The sequence below is a fragment of the Sphingobacterium chungjuense genome, from assembly GCF_011316935.1.
Lineage (GTDB): Bacteria > Bacteroidota > Bacteroidia > Sphingobacteriales > Sphingobacteriaceae > Sphingobacterium > Sphingobacterium chungjuense.
Genome location: NZ_WLYS01000003.1, coordinates 409,162 through 428,691, shown reverse-complemented (window position 1 = coordinate 428,691; position 19,530 = coordinate 409,162). Strand labels below are relative to the sequence as shown.

Below are 19,530 nucleotides of genomic sequence, written 5' to 3'. Positions count from 1 at the left end.
CAAAATCTGTTTTGATGAAGCTATTCGTATTTATTTGTATCACTTCCATAGTCATAATCGCTTGTATTAATGATAAATCCGCCACGACGGCTGATAGCAAGGAAAATAGTTACGTGAAGGAATTATCTGAATTCGCCTATCAGGGTGATACTTCTTCTCTTAGAAAAGCCGTTGATATACTAAAGAAAGAATACGGTATTGGTGACTTGGGATTCGAAGATATCAATATTTTAAATGTCAAGAACAGACAGGATAGCGTGTTTTTTGACTTTTCAATTGTCGAACCTAGATTCTTTGAATTGCATTCGAAGGATTATAGCGCGGCAAGCATCGGTTTCCTAACATTAGATAGTGTCGAGATTATCGTGTTTGATCAGGTCGGAATATTTGAGAAGATGAACATTTCTAAGGAAATTGATTTTGGTGTGCAGGAGAGTGAATATGCTATGGTTTATGAACCGCTACTTTTCAGATTTTACCTAAAGCATAATGGACAACTAAATTTTGTAGAGGAACAATGGTTGGATTACGGACGTAAAAAATAGTGCGAGAACATTGATTAAAGAAGAAATAGAACAAGCATTACAATGCTTATTCTACTTCTTTCGACACATCTACTAGTGTAATGGTAAGCGCATTATGTAGTCCATTCACTAGTGGATAATACGTGCCGTGGATGATTTGATGTATCGATATACCCGCAATGCAGTACACCACTTCCGATGTGGGAGCAGGAAGTGTTGCCCGCAGTTCATCCCCTTCGTAATAGCCCATGAGCGGAATGTAATCCGTCTCCGTCATGATCGGCCGAGGCAATCGCTCTTCAGTGTTTGGAAGCGCAGCAACTGCAAATCGAAATTTTATATGTGTAGCACCCTTATGTTTTTTTCATGCCGATTTCAGGTTCGAAAGGCGGGATTTTAAGTGTCGCCATTCCAGAAATGCGATCGAACTTTGTGATCAGCCGCTCTGCCAAGAGGTGGGATAGGCTGCTATTGATATTAAATTCAAATCCGCGCAATTGGGGCGTGTTTTCGTCTCGTAACATGCGATCGCCCCGCAAGCTTTTGCTGTCGCTTTTCTGTATGCGGTGTACCAAGGAAACCAATCTAGTCCTTAGCGATTTATCGGCCATTTCTCTCGTGACATAGTGGAGCTGCTGACGTATTTGCTTGGCTTTTTTGGAGGCACGGCCGAATTCATAAGCATTTTCGCGTGTACGCTGAAACTTCGGATCTTTCAAGACACGTTTGCCACTCACGCCCTTTTTCTTGCCGAAGGCAAAGCGGTTGATGCCACTTTCCGATGAGGAAAGATGGTTGACCATTTGGATCAATTTCGATATGTCTATTTGTTTTGCCATTACCTGTCGCTTTTTTCTAGCTGTGTGCGAGCGGTTCTAAAAAAAAATCAGAATACCATGGGTATAAATTAACGCATAACTGCAAGTTAAGTAATTTAATCTTATTTGTATTTTTATTCCGGTAGTTGGCCGCTGATTAACAGTTTATTAACGCTGTGATGATTAATTCAATTTTGGGTTATAGCTCTTTTCAACTGCCTTGAAAGGCCAAATTAATTGGAGATAGATCGCCCACTGATTCGGCATTGCTTCACCTTTCCCGTATTGTTAGTGTATCGTTAGTGTAACTAACATAGTCATTTTGAGTATTGGTACTGTATTGGTACTGTATTAGAACTGTACTTACAAACGACAAGGAGACGCCTATTAAAGGTTAATCTTCCCTGAATGTATGGTGAATGGTGCGTTAGGGAATGGAGAGTTAGCTGTGGTTATGTAATCATTAAATTATCATTCCTCAAGACAGTCTTTCTAAACCTTTTAAAACTAAAAGACATATAAATCGTTGTACAACAGAAGAAAAACATTTATAAACATATAAAATTGATAACTATGAAAAATGTAATTTATCCACTGGCAGTTTCGGCTATATTAGCGGCGACCGCTTGTAACAACAGTGCGAACAAGACCGATGGAACTTCTGATACTACGATGGGTGTGGCGACTACACCACCTGCGGTTAACGACGAGGCCATGAGTAATGCCCAGGCGGATACTGCTTTTGTACGAAAAGCAGCAATAGGAGGTATGGCTGAGGTAGAGATGAGCAAACTGGCCGTCGACAAAAGCAGCAATTCAAAAGTCAAGGAGTTTGCGACGATGATGGTCAACGATCATACAAAAGTAAATGAGGAATTGAAATCCATCGCCGATCAAAAGAATGTGATGGTACCGACCTCACTAGATGCTGCGCACGAGCAGAAGAAACAAGATTTGATGAAGAAAGAAGGTGTGGAATTCGATAAGGCTTATATCGAGGCGATGGTCAAAGGACATGAAGATGCGCATAAAGTGATGGAAGATGGTGCAAAAAACAATCTGGATCAGCAACTGCGTGATTTTGCTGCGAAAACAGAGCCTGTCGTAAAACAACACCTAGAGATGGTGAAGAAGATGCACGCTGACATGAAATAAGTCATTCGTATAAAAACGATATACTTTAAAGCCTCGCTATATAGCGGGGCTTTGTTAGTTTTTCACCTACTTTCTTAATGATTTGATCACCAAACCAGCTGCTAGTCCGCCGATGGCATACCAAGCAACCGTCATGTATTTTGTTTTTGTGGTGCGCGTGATAGGTTTGTCATCCAAACCCATAGGCTTGGTTAAGGCCAATGCGCCTGCTCCGGCGATAAGACCAGATGCCAACCCAAGACCAATGATATTTTTGCGACGCGCCATGCCGATAAGGCTGTAATAAGCGGCATTGCTAATCACATCTGCAGCAAGCGTCGTCAAGAATAATTTCTCCCCTTGCGGTGGCTGTACGCCGACTTTGCCGAGCCCTTTGGAAAGTGCTTCTTCGCCCACCTTGTCTACGCGCGGCGCATCCTCACTAAATTGTGCAACTGCTTGATGTACGATATTAAGAACGGCAGCGCCAACAAGGCCGCCTACGAGGTTTCCCAATGTTTTTTTCATGGTATGCGTTTTATGGTGATGACTATTTCTCGAATAGCACGCGTACTCATAGCATGCTTCTCACCAGGTCATATGTGCTAAGACAACAAGCGTACAGCGCAATTGTTTATCCCTGTATCATCCTATTAAACTGAATGCCACTATTGCTCAGTCTATTACATATAGCGGGAAAACAAAACGAGCGTAGATCTCTTTTAGGTAGAAAGAAATAAGCGATGATACATAAAACAAATCAAACAAGTTTGAAGGCTGAGCAAGCTGGCGACACGAGCTACGAATACTATGATGTACATTCTGATAAAACGAATCTTAACGGTTCGGGCGTGTATGTAAACGGCGGACAAGAAGTGGGCGCTTGGTGTGAGGTAGACAAAACAGAGGGCAAATTTTTCGTCAACAAATCCTTACGGATCGACAATGAGCAAATGGTACTGGGTAATTTTGCAGATTATTGCAAGATCCAATATCCAAATGTGACCTTTACCGAATTTGAAAGGGTAGACGTAGCGGCAATCTAGCCACTGCCTCTTTTAACACCAAAGCCTCTTGAACAACAAGAGGCTTTGGTGTTTTTATAGATTGACGAGCAATTAACCTAAGCTGAGAAAGGCCATACGATACGTATTAACCCGCCAATTTTCCTTTCAACCGGCGAATCATCTGTTGCAGCCGATTCAGATAATCTTCCCGCAGCCATTCCCGATAATTCTTCGTGACGTTGCCTAAGCATTTTGCATATTCTCTAATACGGATATTGATTTCTGCGTGCAAGTATTCCACCAGCTGCAAAGCTTCGGTGGTGTTTTCGCTATTTTCTAGACACATGCTGGCATGTTGCCGGATGGAGTCGCGTATGGCATTCTTCGGTTTTTCGTCCGCTGCGATCAATGCCTGATAGGCGGAAAGCATATCGAAGGAAGTTTCCAGACTGTTGGGAAAGCGTGTACGCATCTCCGGATCGATCTGACGGATATTGCTTACCGTATGTTTCATGCTTTCATGGTAGATGTCAGGATTTTCAAACACATGCTGCCAATCAATCTCTGCATCCCAATTGCCAAATCGATCCGCATTATTTCCTAAATCGACCAAAGTAAAGGTTGCTTTCTTTGGCAAACGCCGGGCTCCACGCCCCACCATTTGATGGTACAGCGTGATCGAAGTCGTGGCTCTATACAGGATCACGGCTTGCGTCTTTGGTTCATCAAAACCGGTCGTCAAGATCGATACCGAAGTCAGGATGGCGCCCTTTGTTTTACGATACCATTTTAGAATTTCTTCTCTCTCGGCGCTGGACGTTTTGTTGTCCAAATGACGTATCGGGTATCCCGCAGCTTCGAATACTTCCAGCACTCGGCGAGAGGTGAAAATGCCGTTATTAAATATTAACGTCTTCTTTTTAAGTGCATGTGACTGATAGGCGTGCAATAGTAAATCGAGCATAGCATCCGAACCGAAGAGCATGTCGGATGTGCTAATGGTAAAATCCCCGTTGCTACCTGTTTGGAGACTGTTTAGTTCGACATCGTAACCGTGGTACTTGGGTTTTGCTAAAAATCCCTCATTAATCAACTGAGCAATAGGAGCGCCGACCACCAATTCTTCATAAAAGCCGTTCATCGGTAGATTAACATCGGATGAGAATGGTGTTGCCGTTACACCGATCACGGTAGCATTTTCGAATCGATCCAATAATTTTTGAAAGGAGTTGTGGTGTGCTTCATCTACAATGATCAAACCGACTTCGTGAGTATTGATCATACCTTCATCGATGCGGTTATTCAAGGTTTCTACCATCGCCACAAAACAGTGAAATAGATCCTTTTTAGGAATGCGTTTCACTTTACTATTAATCACCTTATTGACTACGCCGCTCTCTTTCAGCGCGCGTGTGGTCTGTGCACACAATTCCGTTCGGTGCGTCAGTACAATTACTTTCTTTTGATGCTCTTCAATATAACGCTTCGCTATTTCAGAAAATATTAAGGTCTTGCCACCACCGGTAGGCAGTTGGTACAGGATGCGGCGTTTGTCGCGCGTATCGGCTGCCAATTTGCCAAATAGCAGATCAATATCATTCTGCTGAAAATAATAAGGTGTCCTACTTGCAGACTTTTTCTTGGTAGAGGTATTGATGCATTTCATAGAAATAAAACCTAGTATGGAGTCCGAATGTTTGACCGTATCCATAATAATTTACATCGAAGAAATACTACTTGAAAACAATGTTGGGGAGACAGCGCGATTGAACTATGCTGTCTTATTTTGGCTGCCTAGCTCAGCACTTTTGGTTAGCAAGTGATGGATAAAATCCTTGGCCCACTGTAGCCTATCTTTGGTATTGCTGAGTGTGCTAATGGACATATCATTTACGGTACGTAAACTAATTGCGATTTTTGCTATTGCCTTGATGATGGCTAGATTACCTAATCTTTCGGGAGATACGGTATGGCAGCGCTCGCTCCACAGCACATGCACTGCTTGGGCAAAAATCTCTTCTTTCTCCTTTTGGCAATAGGAGGTATGGTTAATTAGACCATAGATAACTGCTGCATATTCATCAAAAAATAGATCATAAGCTGCCCTGCTTTTAGCATCGACGACTTGATGAGAACTTTTTGACAAATGCATATTGACTAATTTCTAGTAAGCGCTAATGCATCTACATGTAGACCCATAGCATAGTAAGAACTCCGAATGCGGTGATTTGTTCTTTTCCCTACACATTTAGCATGTATTTGCTACTCAGCGGAGATAATGTTATGTTATTTTGTGAGAGCGCATTTGGCGATGCTGAATAAAGAAACCTTATGAGTGGTGGGGAATAGTCAGGTAATGAGTAGAGTCGGGCTGAGGTTTTTTGGATTGAGTAATTAAGTTTACACAGCACGATTATGACCTATTTCGAAAGTAGCTCCTCTAATTTTAATTTTAAATCCTCTCCCTTTAAATCCTTTGCGATCACTATGCCATCGGGGTCAAGCAAAAAATTTGACGGTATGGATGTGATGCCATATCTCAGATACACCTCGCTCTTATTTGCTTTCAGATCCGATACCTGTGGCCATGATAGGTTATCTTCAGAGATTGCAGAAATCCAATTATTATAATCTTTATCTATAGATACACTTACGATCTGAAAATTGGAATCTTTGTAGGTATCATATAGAGAAATCAAATTCGGATGTCCCTCACGACACGGTAGACACCATGAGGCCCAAAAATCCAGTAATACGTAGCCACCTCGTAAAGAAGATAAGCTGATAGGTTTTTTAGTTGAATCGGGCAGAACAAAGTTGGGCGCCTGTGTTCCTACAGTAACCATTCTTTTTTTACATATTCGACTCTCTATTTCATTTCCTTGCGGTGTTTGTTTTAGTTGCTCTGACAGCTTTTCATAGATTGATGCAACTTTATCAACGTAGTTATTGATTCTTGAGCGGTTGTCTAAAATATCAAGACTTATCTTAGAATCCGTGTTTGCCTCCGCAAATGCTAATTCTTCATCCACAATTTCAAAATGTAGCTTGTTTAGTGCGTAGGAATTGCGATTGATAAAAGCAGTATCTTTTTTTTCTTGCTCTGTTAGCAAGTGAGGTTCTTTTATCGAATCGTACCGAGATCTAATTTGATCGATTTTAGTTTGTAGCAGATTAAAACTGTCGTTTAACGCAGTGCCGGAAACACGCGCAGAGGATAGACTTTTCGATCCTTTAATGGTAATATCACCGGACTCAAGATATAATTTAATGTAGTCAGTAGTATAATCTATTAGCTGCGGATTTTCATTTCTATAAAGCGATGCTTTAATCGGTTCTTGAACGTATCCTTCTATAGTGAAAAATTTATTGCTAGCTACGACCTTGTGTACTATGTGTTGGTCATTTTCTCTATAAGATAAAAAGATACTATCTCCACTGTTTACATCTTCAACAATTCCTCTGATGGTAAATTTAGATTGCGCAATGGAAGCGTTTGCGATAGCTAGAGCGCCTGCAAAGGCGGTTATCAGGATCTTGAGTGTTGTGATGCTTCTTGATAATAAACTCATGGAAGTTGACGCTTAATGAGGTTGATTGGGTTGTTTTTACCGTTCATTTGAAGGGTAGTTAGGTGCACTTTCATTATCTTGAATTAGAAAGTGATAATGAATGTGATCATACAAAAATAGTAAATTTAATGAAAATGGGTAAGAATTGAGAATTATGCATTGAAGATCACTTATTGACGTGCTTCGAAATAGCTATGTATTTGATTTTTAGACTTAATGATTATTATATAAAGTCGCGTTGGAAAGAAAAAAATATATTTTGATCACAATTCATGATTATTTTATTTGTATATTTAAGCAGTTGGTACACCGATACTTGACTTACTTATGGTCCAGTGAGCTTTATGAATAATAATAACCAAGGTGTTTCCATCTAAAATTTACTCCTATTCTCTAACCTTTTTCTAAAAAACTAACTATGAAAAAAAATGTAATTGCACTTCTAGTTGTAGTATCATCATTCACTGCATTCAGCTTTTCAAGCGATCAGCATATTACCACGAACGATATTAGATTCATCAAAGATGGTTTTCATGTACAGGTTTTCTATGAAGGCTCGATGGTAACTGGTATCGAAGTCACGATCGGAGGACCTAATACGCCAGCATTTTTTAACTGGACTCCATCGCCGGGGCGTGTAAATTCTGGTTGTTTCACAGGTGTCATATACGTAGAAGGTCCTGAAGGCGAGGTAATATTGGATGTCAATTGCAACAATTAAGAGATTTCAATGCCCAATTTGAAACGGCAGCAATTTTTACCATTTCCATTCTAGTATTATCTTCGAGCTAAATTTGAGGCTTATGTGCAAATTGAGCGGAACACTTCTTGAAGGGTTTCGCTCAATATGTATCTTGAGTTTTTGGCTACTTCCCCAGATACGTTAGTTATATAATCTCCTAAGAGAATTTTGTCGTAAGTTTGTCTTTGTATCTGTCAACTCAATACATCTCATGCCAGCATCGAAGGAATTGATCGGAGTAAAAGAAATAGCTCGTCGCGCGAACGTATCTAAAGGTACGGTAGATCGGGTGATTCACAATCGAACGGGAGTTTCGGAAGAAACCAGAGCACGCGTGAATGCGATCATCAAAGAGGTAGACTACAAGCCGAATGTATTGGCTCAACGGTTGGCTAAAAGTGCGCGTGAGACTTTCAAGATCATTGTTTTATTACCTTCGGTTTCGGAAGAGTCCGAGTTTTGGCAGGCACCCCAAGATGGAGTAGATCAGGCTTTATCCGAAATCGCACAGTATGGCGTGGTCGTTAAACGGTATTTTTTCGATCAAAATGAGCAATCCTCCTTTGCCAAAGCCGTTTCAGCAATAGCACATGAAAAAGCGGTAGATGGTATTCTCTTGACACCCACTTTTGAACAGGAAGCGAAGGAACTTGCTTCGTATTGCGATAAGCACCAAATACCTTATGTCTTCATCAACTCCGATTTGCCAAGTACACAAAGGCTCTCTTATATTGGCCCTAAACTATTTGATAGTGGTCGTTTAGCTGGAGAGCTTGCCTACGTTGCACTGCAAGAGAAGCAAAAAGCAGGCATTATTCACATTGCAAAAGAGATCGTAGGAAATAACGCGGTGCTTGAAAAGGAAGAAGGTTTTAGATCTTATTTTCAGGATCGCAAAGCGGCTGATCAGGTATTTACATTTAGTTGTACGGAGACTGGGTATGAAAGTGTCCGTACTAAATTGGACGACGTGTTCGCTAAGTCCCATGATATAGGATTGCTATACGTGACCAATTCCAGATCATCGCTAGTGGCACGCTGGGCGAAAGAACGCGGCATGCAGGATATCTTGATTATTGGCAATGACCATTTGACGGACAATTTGAGATACCTTGAGGATGGATTCATCAACTTCCTGCTCTGCGAAAGACCTAACGAACAGGGATATCGCGGGATTATGGCCATTTTCCAGTTGGCCGTCCATAAAAAGGAAATGTCTGGCGACTACTTTACACCGATTGATATCATTACGAGAACAAACTTGGTGTACTATCGAAACTGATTTTAATTTTTTTTGTTAAAAAATTTGTTTTAGAAATTTGGATTCGTACTTTCGTGTACGTGCCCGACACATATTTCTTTTACCTAATTATACATATTATGAATACATGCCTTTATGCGGTTCCTGAAAATTCTTAGCTAGAGATTTTTTTTAACCAGTTACGTGCACGTGCACGTAAAGATAATAGTATCAAATTTTTAATAAGAATGTAGCGATTTTATTGACCAAAATAACCTAAAAAATGATAACAGCTCGATATTCTTCCTTATTAAGCATGATGTGTTTAATAATGTGTGCTCTTTTCAGTATGAAAGACACCCAAGCCCAAGTTAGGCGCTCTATACAAGGGCAAGTTTTTAATGCCGAAATGCGCCCTCTTCCTGGTGCGTCGGTTTCGGTGCAAGGTGCTTCGATTACCGTGGCTACCGATCTGAACGGAAGATTTGTATTAAACAATGTACCGACGGGGGAACGTACATTGGTGTTCAACTATATGGGGTACGAAACGTTAGAACGTACAGTTCAGGTGGCCAATGAAAACGTATTGTTAGGCAACGTAGTCTTGACCCTTAATGCCGAAAAGCTCGGTGTGGTCGAGATCACAGCAGTGATGGAAGGACAACAGAAGGCGTTGAACCAGCAGCGCATGGCTGACAATATTAAGCAAGTGATTTCGGCTGATGTAATGGGGCGTTATCCTGATCTCAATGTCGCTGAGTCACTACAGCGCCTTCCTGGTGTCACCATTGGTCGCAATAGCAGTGGCGAAGGTGCCAAAGTACAATTGCGCGGTACACCTGGCAACTTTACTAACATCAATATTAATGGGGAACAGATGATGGGGAGTGATGAAAATGGTGCGCGCAATCCATCGTTGGATGTTATTCCTGTCAATGTGTTGTCTTCCATGGAAGTGATCAAAACCCTGACACCCGATTTAGATGGCGATGCCATCGCAGGGACGATCAATATGAAAACTCCTACCGCTGCTTCGATGAAAACTGTTGCTACACTTGATGTGGGAGTGGGGTACAATGATTTGCGGTCTAAAATTAATAATATCGTTAATGGAGGTTTAGGAAAGCGATTTTTACCTAGTGATGCTGTTCCGAACGGACGCTTGGGGGTGATCGCCACTGGGAGCTACTTTCGTACCCAAAATGGATATGATGATCTGCGTGCTCAGGTCTGGGAAGCCAAAGATTATGGTTTTGGAGAGATCTATTTCCCTACGGATATTCGCTATTTGTATATGCAGAATGATAGGAAAAGATTTGGTACTTCTGCTACAGTGGACTACGTCGTAAATCCATCTACTACCTTGGTCGCAAACATGCTTTATAGTAGTCACAACAACGATCTGACGCGATACCGTAAGCGTACCCGTATGCAATCAGCACGTACTACGTATGATGCGGAGTCGGGATCATTTGTTAATACTCGGGGGCGAGGATACAATGAAGTGATGGCGGGAACGGAAGATAATGATGTGCTGACATTCAGTCTGGAAGGTGAAACTAAGATTGGTGGTGTCATGTTGGATGCTGCCGGCTTCTATAGTCAATCAGAGATGGTATACCGCGGTGGAACGTATAATTTTATCACCGGAAATATCAATTTGCAGATCGACGATATTGAAACCGATTTTTTAGAGGCTTCTGGGGCAGATTGGAAAAATGACGCATCACTGTATACCTACAATGCGGTAGAGCGCAATTATTGGAATACCAAAGGACAGAATTATACGGCCAGACTCAATGGAAGTTACAGTTATTCCCTTTGGGGTAATGATGCCCTGTTCAAAGCCGGCGTCAAATACAAGCGGATGAATAATCAACGCTGGCGGCCTGATAATACCCTTGTTACGACCTATGCTGGCGACGCTGCCACGGGCAACTTAAGCAATTTTGCGGGAGTAGCCGAGCTTTCAGACGATCTACTTGATGGTCATACCAACTTTGGGTTAGCTGTTGATCGCGACAAGACCATTTCTTTTCTAGATCAAAACTTAGGAACTGATCTTTTTCCAATCAATGAAAGAGCTACACGCAGTAGTATCGATTCCTATTTCTACAATTCAGAAGAAACGATCAAATCGGGGTATCTCATGAATCGGGTACAAATCAATAAGCTGATGTTTTTAGCAGGTGTGCGTCTAGAGCACAATCAAGTGGATTATGCTGGAAACATCATCGAAACGGATGACACCGAACAGTGGGTATCGACTACGCCCAATTTTCAATCCAATTCTTATGTCAAAGTGTTGCCCAACGTTCAATTCAAATATGATTTGGATCGTTCATCGCTGTTGCGGTTAGCGTGGACTTATGGCTACAGTCGCGCCAACTTCGTAGATCTTGTTCCGGGCAGATTGATCAATTTATTGGGTGAAGCGATCACCGATGGTAATCCTGATTTGCAGCCCGCCACGTCGATGAATTTGGATTTGATGTACGAGAAGTACCTATCTAATCTAGGAATTATTTCCGCAGGAACATTTTACAAGCGCATCGATCAATTTCAGTACAACAGCGTATTTGCCCTTACAGGCAATGAGTTTGACGGAGCGGACGCTTACACCGGATGGCGTTGGTTTCGCACCTTAAATGGCGATGTGGCACATGTGGCAGGTGTGGAGGTGAATGTGCAAAGCAATCTGACCTTTCTTCCAGGTATTCTGAGTGGACTATCGGTGATGGCCAACTACACCTATACCTATTCCAATGCAGATGCACAGTTCCGCGAGGATCTTCGACTGCCTGGGCAAGCGGCACATACGGGGAATGCATCTCTTTCATTTACCTACAAACGTTTCTCCATACAGGGCAATGTTAATTACAACGGCGCTTATACCGAACTTCTCGGTGATCAGGATGCTACGGATGTCATCCGACACAGCAGGCTTCAATTGGATGCCAATATGGCTTTCAAGATTACACCCAAAATATCCCTTTACGCAGAAGGCGTCAACCTGACTGGCGCGCCGCAGATCGATTATTTCGGACAGCGGAATCGGATTTATCAAAATCAGTTTTACTCTTTCTGGGGACGAGCTGGTATTAAAATGAGATTATAAGTTTATCATCTATTATATATTTACGTTAAATGGCAGATTTTAAAACCGCTAAAGCGGGAGAGTTGGTTGTGGAGATTTTTGAAGACCGGAAAGAATTGGGAAAACGGTCGGCTCGATTGGCTGCAGACAAGATCAATGAACTATTGAAGGAAAAGGAGGAGATAGGTATTATATTCGCCGCGGCAGATTCACAACATGATTTTCTGGTGGAGTTGGTGCAACTGGATATTCCATGGACACGCATTCACGCTTTCCACATGGATGAGTATATTGGCCTATCGGCAGATTCAGACAAAACATTTGGCCGCTTTTTAGGAGAACGTATTTTTGACCTTGTCCCGTTTAAGCAGGTGCATCTTCTCAACAGCACTCCAGAAGATCTTTCGGCTGAATGCAGTCGCTATAGCACCTTGCTGGATCAGTATAAGCCAGATTTGGTATTCTTCGGGATCGGGGAGAACACGCATTTGGCATTCAATGATCCTCACGTTGCTAAATTTGGTGACGACGCAAAGGTCAAGGTCGTTCATATCGACGACCGCAGCCGCCAACAGCAGGTCAATGAAGGTTGCTTTAGCACTATTGCCGAGGTGCCGACAATGGCTTTTACGTTGACTATTCCATCATTGCTAGCGGCTAATTTTGGGTATTGTATGGTACCTGGTATTCGCAAAGCGGAAGCAGTATTCCATACCTTCTATAGTGAGATTTCGGAGGTTTATCCCTCAACCATCCTACGCACGTTGCCTCACGCCAGGCTGTTTCTGGATAGGGATAGCGCATCACGGATAGAGAAAGTGCCTACATAATCAATTATTAACCAGTAGACTTATGGATACGAAGCATACCTCAGTTGGAAATTATAGATGGTTCATCTGTTTTCTGCTGTTTCTCGCGACCACCATCAATTATTTAGATAGGCAGATTCTGGGCTTGTTGAAGCCGCAGTTGGAAGGCGAGTTTGATTGGACAGAGACCGACTACAGCTATATTGTGATGGCATTTACAGCTACGTATGCTTTGGGACAGCTGCTATATGGTCGGGTAATCGATCGTATCGGCACCAAGCTGGGGTATTCGATATCCATCACCTTATGGAGTGTGGCCGCTATGTTACATGCTCTTGCAAGATCTACTTTTGGATTTGGCTTCATGCGCGCCTTATTAGGTATTGGCGAATCGGGCAACTATCCGGCAGCAGTCAAAACCGTTGCCGAATGGTTTCCCCGCAAAGAACGCGCTCTAGCTATGGGTTTGGTGGATTCTGGTGCGAATATCGGTGCTTGCATTGCACCTCTTATTGTACCGTTGATTTCACTGTTGTTTGGGTGGAAGATGGCATTCGTGCTTACTGGTGCACTGGGTTTGATCTGGCTTGTTGTGTGGATGATTGCTTATCAGCTGCCCGCCAAATCCAAGCGACTAGGCGAAGCCGAACGCAATCTCATTTTGGCTGATGACGATGGTGACGATCACACTACTGCGAATGACTTTACTTGGGCTAAGCTAATCCGGATGCGTCAGACTTGGGCATTCATCGTCGGTAAGTTTTTTACGGATCCGATTTGGTATTTTTTTCTCTTTTGGTTGCCCTCATACTTTTCGTCCTATTTTGAGCTGAATCCTCGCGAGCCCAACCTTCCTTTGGCTGTGATCTATTTGGGTACCATGGTCGGCAGCATCGGCGGCGGATACCTGTCTTCTTGGCTTATTGGTAGAGGTTGGGCAGTGCACAAAGCTCGAAAAAGGGCGTTGCTCATTGCTGCGATCTGTGTCATCCCGATTATGACCACGCGGTTTTTCCACGAGATGTGGGTCATCATCGGATTGATCAGTCTGTCCGTTGCTGCCAACCAAGCGTGGAGTGCCAACATATTCACGATGGTTTCCGACATGTTTCCCAAGAAGGCGGTAAGCTCGGTGGTGGGAATGGGTGGCATGGCCGGTGCGATAGGAGGATTTCTATTTCCGCTATTCATTGGCTGGGTGCTTGATTTTTACAAAGCAGCAGATAATATCGTCGCAGGGTATAATATTATTTTCATGGTTTGTGGTTGTTCATTCTTGATTGCTTGGTTACTGATTCATTGGCTCACGCCAAGATTGGAACGTGTACGAATAAAATAAACGTTATTATGATTAAGTTACTTAGGATACACACCTTGTTAATAGCATTCTTGTCGCTGTTAGGGACGAATATGTATGCTCATCACTGGGACATCCGACAATTCGGAGCAGTAGGAGATGGCACTACTGACGATACAAAAGCCATACAGCTCGCTATTGATAGCTGTGCGATGCGCGGAGGCAAGGTGTTTTTTCCAACAGGTGTATTTCGTTCCGCGACCCTCGTGCTCAAAAGTGACGTTACCTTACATTTTTCGGCGAAGTCCGTTCTGCTAGGCAGTGATCGGGCTAGCGATTATCCGTATCAGGATCCCGGTGTCACTTTCTATGGAGGTGATTGGGCTAAGCAGGCATTGATCTACGCTAATGGCGTGACCAATGTATCTATTGAAGGAAGTGGTACACTGGATGGTCAAGGAGCGCAATTCATATCCAATACGCTGAAAAAGCCAGATCGCTATCGAGATCGTCCGTATTTGCTATGGTTTGTACAGTGCAAAGATATTCGCGTGAGCGGAGTTACCTTACGCAATTCCGCGTTTTGGATGCAACATTACCTCGGATGCGAGCGATTGGTGATAGACGGCATCACCGTCTGGAATCATTCCAACAAAAACAACGATATGCTCGACCTTGACGGCTGCCGAGATGTACTAGTTCGTAATCTCGTGGGCGATGCCGATGACGATGGAATTACGATAAAAAGTACTTCTCCATTTGTCTCTGAAAACATCGTGATCGATCAATGTATCATCAGTAGCCACTGCAATGCGATCAAATTGGGGACAGAGTCGACTGGTGGTTTTCGAAATATCCGGATCAGCAATTGTATTATACGACCTTCGGCTCAGCGTACCGTCATTTATGGTAAGCCCGACGGCAGCAGTGGCATATCGTTGGAGATGGTCGATGGCGGAGTGATGGAGAATATTCAAGTGCAGGGAATCATTATGGAAGGGACGGAAGTTCCCATTTTCGTGCGACTGGGTAACCGTGCCAGAAAATATTATGATGGCGCCGATAGCCCTTCTATTGGGATTGCCCGCAACATCCACCTATCGGATATTACCGCTACTCGTGCCGGACAAACGGGTTGTTCCATAGTCGGTGTTCCGGGAGGTGTCATTGAGAATGTGACGCTAAATCGTGTTGATATTAGTTTCGCTGGGGGAGGCTCTGATACTCTGCGACATCGCGAGATCGAAGAGTTGGCAGAACATTATCCCGAAGCGACCATGTTCGGACTATTGCCTGCGTATGGATTATTTGCACGTCACGTTGATGGCTTATCGCTCCATCAGGTCAGGTTCTCGTCGTTAACTGCAGACAATCGGGCAGCTATTGTATTGAAGGACGCTAGACGCGTGCATATCTCCCAACTGGATGCTGCACTGTCGAAGACGGCACCGATGATTCAGGCGGCTGCGGTAGATGGACTGTTTATGACGAATAGTTGGTTGCCCAAGGATAAAAAGCGGCAGATACAACTCACCGGATCAGCTAAGAAAATACAAAGCGTAGGAAATTTTATCGGTGATGAATAAGCGATATGCTATACTCTTTACGGCGATTATAGCCATTTTGTATCTTTCTGGATGTACACGGCATGTTGCACCTTTGCCGGTATTATTTCCCTATCCTCAATACGTTGTGGTCGGAGATCAGGTTGCGCAAGCGGATACTAGTTTTACGATCAGTCTAGACGGTCTGGATACGGCGGTGCTGTCCCGTCTACTTGAGGTCGCTGGCGGGCGTTTAGCAGAAGAAGGGCTACGCCTTGCACTGATCGCAGATAGTGATATCGCGATAATTCCCGACGCTGCAAAACCTTGGCTGGACAGTATCGGTACAGAGGGCTATATTCTGGAGATTACCAACGCAGATAAGCGATTGGTAGCACATACCGAAGCAGGGCTTTTCTATGGTCTACAGACGTATAAGCAACTGCTCCGTGCGGGATATGACCGAGATGTGCTGATAGCCGATTGGCCATCGTTTAAAGATCGCGTGGTGTTTGATGATATCAGCCGCGGGCCTATATCCACCGTTGCGTATGCGAAGGAACAGATTAGGCGACTTGCAGAGCTCAAAGTCAATGGATTTTCATGCTATATTGAGCACGTTTTCCGTTCGGAAGCTTATCCGGATTTTTCGCCAGACGATGGTCATTTCACCGTGGAGGATATTCGAGAACTATCAGCCTATGCCGAAAAACATCACATTAAGCTCATTGGTAATTTTCAATCCTTTGGCCACTTTCGGAATATTCTTTCGCAACCCGCCTATGCTGATCTCGGAGAGACCATCAATTTGATATCGCCAAACAATCCCAAAGCCAAGCAATTTTTAGAAACTGTGCTCGGAGAACTGTGTACCGCTTTCAATTCTCCCTATTTTCATGTCAACTGCGACGAGACATTTGATCTTGGCAAAGGCAAGTCCAAAGCCTATGTAGACAGCGTGGGTATAGCCACATACTACGCGGATCACATCCGGTTTTTGTACGATGTAGTCAAGTCCCATGGCAAGCAGCTCATGATCTGGGGAGATATTGTATTGGAACATGAGGAGATTCTGGATATGTTACCAAAGGATATCATATACATGACTTGGGAATACAGCAACCACGACTCTTATGACAAATGGATCAAGCCATTCGCCAGCCGTGGATTGCCCTATATGGTTTGCCCGGGCGTATTGAATTCCTTGCGTCTTTTCCCAGATGTGGCTACCGCTATCGCAAACATCGATGGGTTTACCGCCGCAGGCCACCAAGCTGGCGCGCGTGGTGTATTTACCACTATTTGGGACGAAGGTGGACAAGATCAGTTGTTTTCAATGGATTGGTATCCGGTATCAATGGCAGCGGCCAAGAGCTGGAATGCTGAACAGACTTTAGATGCAAAGCAGGATGAGCACTTCGAACGCGTTGTGTATGGCACAGACCTACCATCTGTGGTACCCGCCATACGCCAACTCGTGGAATTAAGCAATCTACCTTTGACCTACAATATGTCTGATGCTGTCTGGTGGCAAGATTTGCTTCCATCTGGTGTGGATGAGCTGTTACTCAACAATACGGACGTGCCGAGCGCATTAGATTACGTGTCTAAAGCAGATTCTCTACTGAGCAAGTCAACCGCCGTTCGAAATCAGACTGATCTGTTAGTTTTGCAGTATATCATTGACCGCTACAAGTTGCTATTGAAGACAAGGTTAATCATTGCCTCACAGGCTGAGAAAGGTCAGGTAATTCCTCATAAAATCCAATCCCTCAGAAAAGAGTATGAAGATCTTCAAAGCCGGTTCGTACGCTTGTGGCATCGTGAGAACCAGCAGTATAGTCTAGATTACGCGCTCAAACCTTATCAAAGTCGTATAGCGGATTTAGATAGATTGCTGGGCGACGACCGTGTAGCATTAAATCGGGTGCACGTATCTCCGCATTATTATTTCGGGTATTGGCTCTTATCCGGCCCATTTTCAGCTTCACCACAGATTAGTGGTGTGTACAGTGATGATGTCGATCAGAATCATCCACCCAAGCCAGGCGATTTTACACGTAGGGGAGACAAGACGCTGCGATGGACCAAGGTAAATTCATCGGTCGGTGGATTCATGCCGATCAACGGAAAAGGAAGCCGATGGTATGCCTATGCGAAAATCCATGTCGATGAAGATACCAGTATCGTGGCACATTGGGGGCATGCCGGTCGATTGAATTTGAATGGCGTGTGGTTAACGGGTAATCCTAGCACGGAAGAAGGGGTGTTGCCCGAATTTGCGTACACGCTACGGTTGAAACGCGGTTACAACGATATTTTATTGGAGATGCATGCTGTTGCCGAGACCGACCGCTTTACCTTTCGGCTAGCCACTCCATTGCCAGTTATAAACCACAAACATAAATACACCTTAAATCCAAATCCGAATAAACATGAAGCAGATTAGATGGGTTATCGTATTTTTTCAGTTGTCCGCATGGTTCACGGGCTATGCCCAATTGACGAAGCAGGAGACTTCAAAGACGATCAATGAAATGGCCAATACCGTAGCGACTGTTATTATGGACAAACAAGGGCGATCGCTTTGCGATTATAACCTTACGCTGAGCGAATGGTATCCCTACGAAGTACCTTGGCATACAGGGCAAGCGATCAATGCTTTAGTAGGTGCTTATGAGGTGGTAGGCAATAAGAAATGGTTGAATGTCGCACGTCGTGGTGGTGATTATTGGACTGCATTGCAAATTAAGGAGCATCCTGTGCTAAACGGGATGATTCGAGCTACACATGGTGATTTTATTGGAGATGACTTGATTGTGTTTGCTACGATTTCTGATGGTACTCCAGGTATTTATGCGCTCAGCCATGCCACAGGTGACCAACGTTATGCACGTATTGCCAGTGAAGCAGCGCAATGGATGCTCGATCATATGTACGATGCCGAAAAGGGTATCTGTTATGACAACGTAGACGCAGAGACTGGCGAGGTTCAGAAGGAGTATAGTCCTTTTTGGAAAAATAAGGCATTGGGTGAGCAGACTTTATACGATGTATCTCGGCCGAATACCGAAGGATCACTTTTCAAAGATGCCTACGAGTTCACAGGTAATGAGGCCTTCCGCGACGCCTTTCTACGCTTATGCGACAAACTTGTAGAGCTGCAGGACGAGCATGGTGTTTGGCCACAGTTCATGCCCAATTCTGCCATCAATCATTCTTTTCACCCGCGATTCAATCTTTGGTATGCCGAGTCGCTTTTGGAGGCTCATGCGCTCACCAAAGATAAAAAATACGTTGAGGCAGCAGCCAAGACCGCCCGTACACATGCCAAGGCACAATTGAAAGACGGAACGATTCTTTATGACAACTACACTGATGGGAGGGCGCCAGACAAAGGGTCGATTACAGGTTCGGCGGTTGCGTTCGCCGGCATTGTTTGGATGCGTTTAGCAGAATTGGGTTATCAGGAGTTTGTTCCAAATATCGAATTATCGGCTCGTTGGTTAGTGAATAATCGGTTTGCACAGGATCATGCAGATAAAAATCTTCGGGGACAGGTATTAGAAACGCGTACGCGTTTTCGCAATGATCGGGTTTGGTTCGTCAATCGCGACATTGGGACGAGTTTTGGCTTGCGATTCATGACGGATTATTATCACTATAGACAGTTCCATTAAAGGCGTAAATAGTGCGCCAGAAATATGCTTGTCGGTGTATGCGTTGATTGTTTGTGTGGTTTTGCT

Annotated in this window: 17 protein-coding genes; 11 read left to right on the top strand and 6 right to left on the bottom strand. The window is 43.7% G+C overall.

Annotated elements, in window-relative coordinates; all coding sequences use genetic code 11:
• Positions 1-14 precede the first annotated feature (14 nt).
• A complete protein-coding gene (locus GKO22_RS09570) occupies positions 15-545 on the top strand; it encodes a hypothetical protein (RefSeq protein WP_166334480.1) in 531 nt (176 codons plus the stop codon).
• Positions 546-591: 46 nt separating this feature from the next.
• Here the strand turns inward: GKO22_RS09570 and GKO22_RS09565 are convergent, their stop codons facing one another.
• On the bottom strand, positions 592-801 hold the full coding sequence (locus tag GKO22_RS09565; RefSeq protein ID WP_166334478.1) for a hypothetical protein: 210 nt from the start codon (positions 799-801) through the stop codon (positions 592-594).
• Positions 802-877: 76 nt separating this feature from the next.
• On the bottom strand, positions 878-1,363 hold the full coding sequence (locus GKO22_RS09560; RefSeq protein ID WP_166334476.1) for a hypothetical protein: 486 nt from the start codon (positions 1,361-1,363) through the stop codon (positions 878-880).
• A gap of 552 nt (positions 1,364-1,915) precedes the next feature.
• Between GKO22_RS09560 and GKO22_RS09555 the strand changes: the two genes are divergently transcribed.
• Positions 1,916-2,497: a DUF4142 domain-containing protein gene (locus GKO22_RS09555; protein WP_166334474.1), complete on the top strand. Its 582-nt coding sequence runs from the start codon at positions 1,916-1,918 to the stop codon at positions 2,495-2,497.
• 66 nt (positions 2,498-2,563) lie between these two features.
• On the opposite strand, the gene GKO22_RS09550 is transcribed toward GKO22_RS09555, so the two are convergent.
• Positions 2,564-3,004 carry a hypothetical protein gene (locus tag GKO22_RS09550; RefSeq protein ID WP_166334472.1) on the bottom strand — a complete coding sequence of 147 codons (441 nt, stop codon included), beginning with the start codon at positions 3,002-3,004 and terminating at the stop codon, positions 2,564-2,566.
• A gap of 215 nt (positions 3,005-3,219) precedes the next feature.
• Here GKO22_RS09550 and GKO22_RS09545 point away from each other — a divergent pair, with 215 nt between their 5' ends.
• Positions 3,220-3,522, top strand: a complete 303-nt coding sequence (locus GKO22_RS09545) for a hypothetical protein (RefSeq protein ID WP_166334470.1) — start codon at positions 3,220-3,222, stop codon at positions 3,520-3,522.
• 106 nt (positions 3,523-3,628) lie between these two features.
• Here the strand turns inward: GKO22_RS09545 and GKO22_RS09540 are convergent, their stop codons facing one another.
• The 3 genes from GKO22_RS09540 to GKO22_RS09530 form a co-directional block, all read right to left on the bottom strand.
• Positions 3,629-5,194: a DEAD/DEAH box helicase gene (locus tag GKO22_RS09540; RefSeq protein WP_240920239.1), complete on the bottom strand. Its 1,566-nt coding sequence runs from the start codon at positions 5,192-5,194 to the stop codon at positions 3,629-3,631.
• A 60-nt stretch (positions 5,195-5,254) separates the two neighbouring features.
• On the bottom strand, positions 5,255-5,635 hold the full coding sequence (locus GKO22_RS09535; RefSeq protein ID WP_166334468.1) for a hypothetical protein: 381 nt from the start codon (positions 5,633-5,635) through the stop codon (positions 5,255-5,257).
• Between the two features lie 268 nt (positions 5,636-5,903).
• Positions 5,904-7,055, bottom strand: a complete 1,152-nt coding sequence (locus tag GKO22_RS09530; protein WP_166334466.1) for a TlpA disulfide reductase family protein — start codon at positions 7,053-7,055, stop codon at positions 5,904-5,906.
• 418 nt (positions 7,056-7,473) lie between these two features.
• On the opposite strand from GKO22_RS09530, the gene GKO22_RS09525 reads away from it, so the two are divergent.
• The 8 genes from GKO22_RS09525 to GKO22_RS09490 all read left to right on the top strand — a co-directional run bounded on the left by GKO22_RS09525 (position 7,474) and on the right by GKO22_RS09490 (position 19,464).
• Entirely contained in the window at positions 7,474-7,776 is a 303-nt protein-coding gene (locus tag GKO22_RS09525) for a hypothetical protein (RefSeq protein ID WP_166334464.1), read from the top strand.
• A gap of 232 nt (positions 7,777-8,008) precedes the next feature.
• Positions 8,009-9,079: a LacI family DNA-binding transcriptional regulator gene (locus tag GKO22_RS09520; RefSeq protein WP_166334462.1), complete on the top strand. Its 1,071-nt coding sequence runs from the start codon at positions 8,009-8,011 to the stop codon at positions 9,077-9,079.
• Positions 9,080-9,386: 307 nt separating this feature from the next.
• On the top strand, positions 9,387-12,155 hold the full coding sequence (locus tag GKO22_RS09515) for a TonB-dependent receptor (protein WP_166334460.1): 2,769 nt from the start codon (positions 9,387-9,389) through the stop codon (positions 12,153-12,155).
• 29 nt (positions 12,156-12,184) lie between these two features.
• A complete protein-coding gene (locus GKO22_RS09510) occupies positions 12,185-12,964 on the top strand; it encodes a 6-phosphogluconolactonase (protein WP_166334458.1) in 780 nt (259 codons plus the stop codon).
• Between the two features lie 22 nt (positions 12,965-12,986).
• Positions 12,987-14,282 (top strand): MFS transporter, encoded by a 1,296-nt coding sequence (locus GKO22_RS09505; RefSeq protein ID WP_166334456.1) that lies wholly within the window; start codon positions 12,987-12,989, stop codon positions 14,280-14,282.
• 8 nt (positions 14,283-14,290) lie between these two features.
• Entirely contained in the window at positions 14,291-15,826 is a 1,536-nt protein-coding gene (locus tag GKO22_RS09500; protein ID WP_166334454.1) for a glycoside hydrolase family 28 protein, read from the top strand.
• Positions 15,819-18,233: a family 20 glycosylhydrolase gene (locus GKO22_RS09495; protein WP_166334452.1), complete on the top strand. Its 2,415-nt coding sequence runs from the start codon at positions 15,819-15,821 to the stop codon at positions 18,231-18,233. Before GKO22_RS09500 ends, GKO22_RS09495 begins: the two co-directional genes overlap by 8 nt.
• The gene (locus tag GKO22_RS09490) at positions 18,220-19,464 is read left to right on the top strand and encodes a pectate lyase (protein WP_166334451.1); all 1,245 of its coding nucleotides are present in this window, start codon (positions 18,220-18,222) and stop codon (positions 19,462-19,464) included. The genes GKO22_RS09495 and GKO22_RS09490 overlap by 14 nt, the downstream gene beginning before the upstream one ends.
• Positions 19,465-19,530 lie beyond the last annotated feature (66 nt).

What these genes read in the sequence shown, in the direction of transcription:
- GKO22_RS09570 (WP_166334480.1), top strand. Translation starts at nt 15, where the DNA reads ATGAAGCTATTCGTATTTATTTGTATCACTTCCATAGTCATAATCGCT.
- GKO22_RS09565 (WP_166334478.1), bottom strand. Translation starts at nt 801, where the DNA reads ATGACGGAGACGGATTACATTCCGCTCATGGGCTATTACGAAGGGGAT.
- GKO22_RS09560 (WP_166334476.1), bottom strand. Translation starts at nt 1,363, where the DNA reads ATGGCAAAACAAATAGACATATCGAAATTGATCCAAATGGTCAACCAT.
- GKO22_RS09555 (WP_166334474.1), top strand. Translation starts at nt 1,916, where the DNA reads ATGAAAAATGTAATTTATCCACTGGCAGTTTCGGCTATATTAGCGGCG.
- GKO22_RS09550 (WP_166334472.1), bottom strand. Translation starts at nt 3,004, where the DNA reads ATGAAAAAAACATTGGGAAACCTCGTAGGCGGCCTTGTTGGCGCTGCC.
- GKO22_RS09545 (WP_166334470.1), top strand. Translation starts at nt 3,220, where the DNA reads ATGATACATAAAACAAATCAAACAAGTTTGAAGGCTGAGCAAGCTGGC.
- GKO22_RS09540 (WP_240920239.1), bottom strand. Translation starts at nt 5,194, where the DNA reads ATGGATACGGTCAAACATTCGGACTCCATACTAGGTTTTATTTCTATG.
- GKO22_RS09535 (WP_166334468.1), bottom strand. Translation starts at nt 5,635, where the DNA reads ATGCATTTGTCAAAAAGTTCTCATCAAGTCGTCGATGCTAAAAGCAGG.
- GKO22_RS09530 (WP_166334466.1), bottom strand. Translation starts at nt 7,055, where the DNA reads ATGAGTTTATTATCAAGAAGCATCACAACACTCAAGATCCTGATAACC.
- GKO22_RS09525 (WP_166334464.1), top strand. Translation starts at nt 7,474, where the DNA reads ATGAAAAAAAATGTAATTGCACTTCTAGTTGTAGTATCATCATTCACT.
- GKO22_RS09520 (WP_166334462.1), top strand. Translation starts at nt 8,009, where the DNA reads ATGCCAGCATCGAAGGAATTGATCGGAGTAAAAGAAATAGCTCGTCGC.
- GKO22_RS09515 (WP_166334460.1), top strand. Translation starts at nt 9,387, where the DNA reads ATGAAAGACACCCAAGCCCAAGTTAGGCGCTCTATACAAGGGCAAGTT.
- GKO22_RS09510 (WP_166334458.1), top strand. Translation starts at nt 12,185, where the DNA reads ATGGCAGATTTTAAAACCGCTAAAGCGGGAGAGTTGGTTGTGGAGATT.
- GKO22_RS09505 (WP_166334456.1), top strand. Translation starts at nt 12,987, where the DNA reads ATGGATACGAAGCATACCTCAGTTGGAAATTATAGATGGTTCATCTGT.
- GKO22_RS09500 (WP_166334454.1), top strand. Translation starts at nt 14,291, where the DNA reads ATGATTAAGTTACTTAGGATACACACCTTGTTAATAGCATTCTTGTCG.
- GKO22_RS09495 (WP_166334452.1), top strand. Translation starts at nt 15,819, where the DNA reads ATGAATAAGCGATATGCTATACTCTTTACGGCGATTATAGCCATTTTG.
- GKO22_RS09490 (WP_166334451.1), top strand. Translation starts at nt 18,220, where the DNA reads ATGAAGCAGATTAGATGGGTTATCGTATTTTTTCAGTTGTCCGCATGG.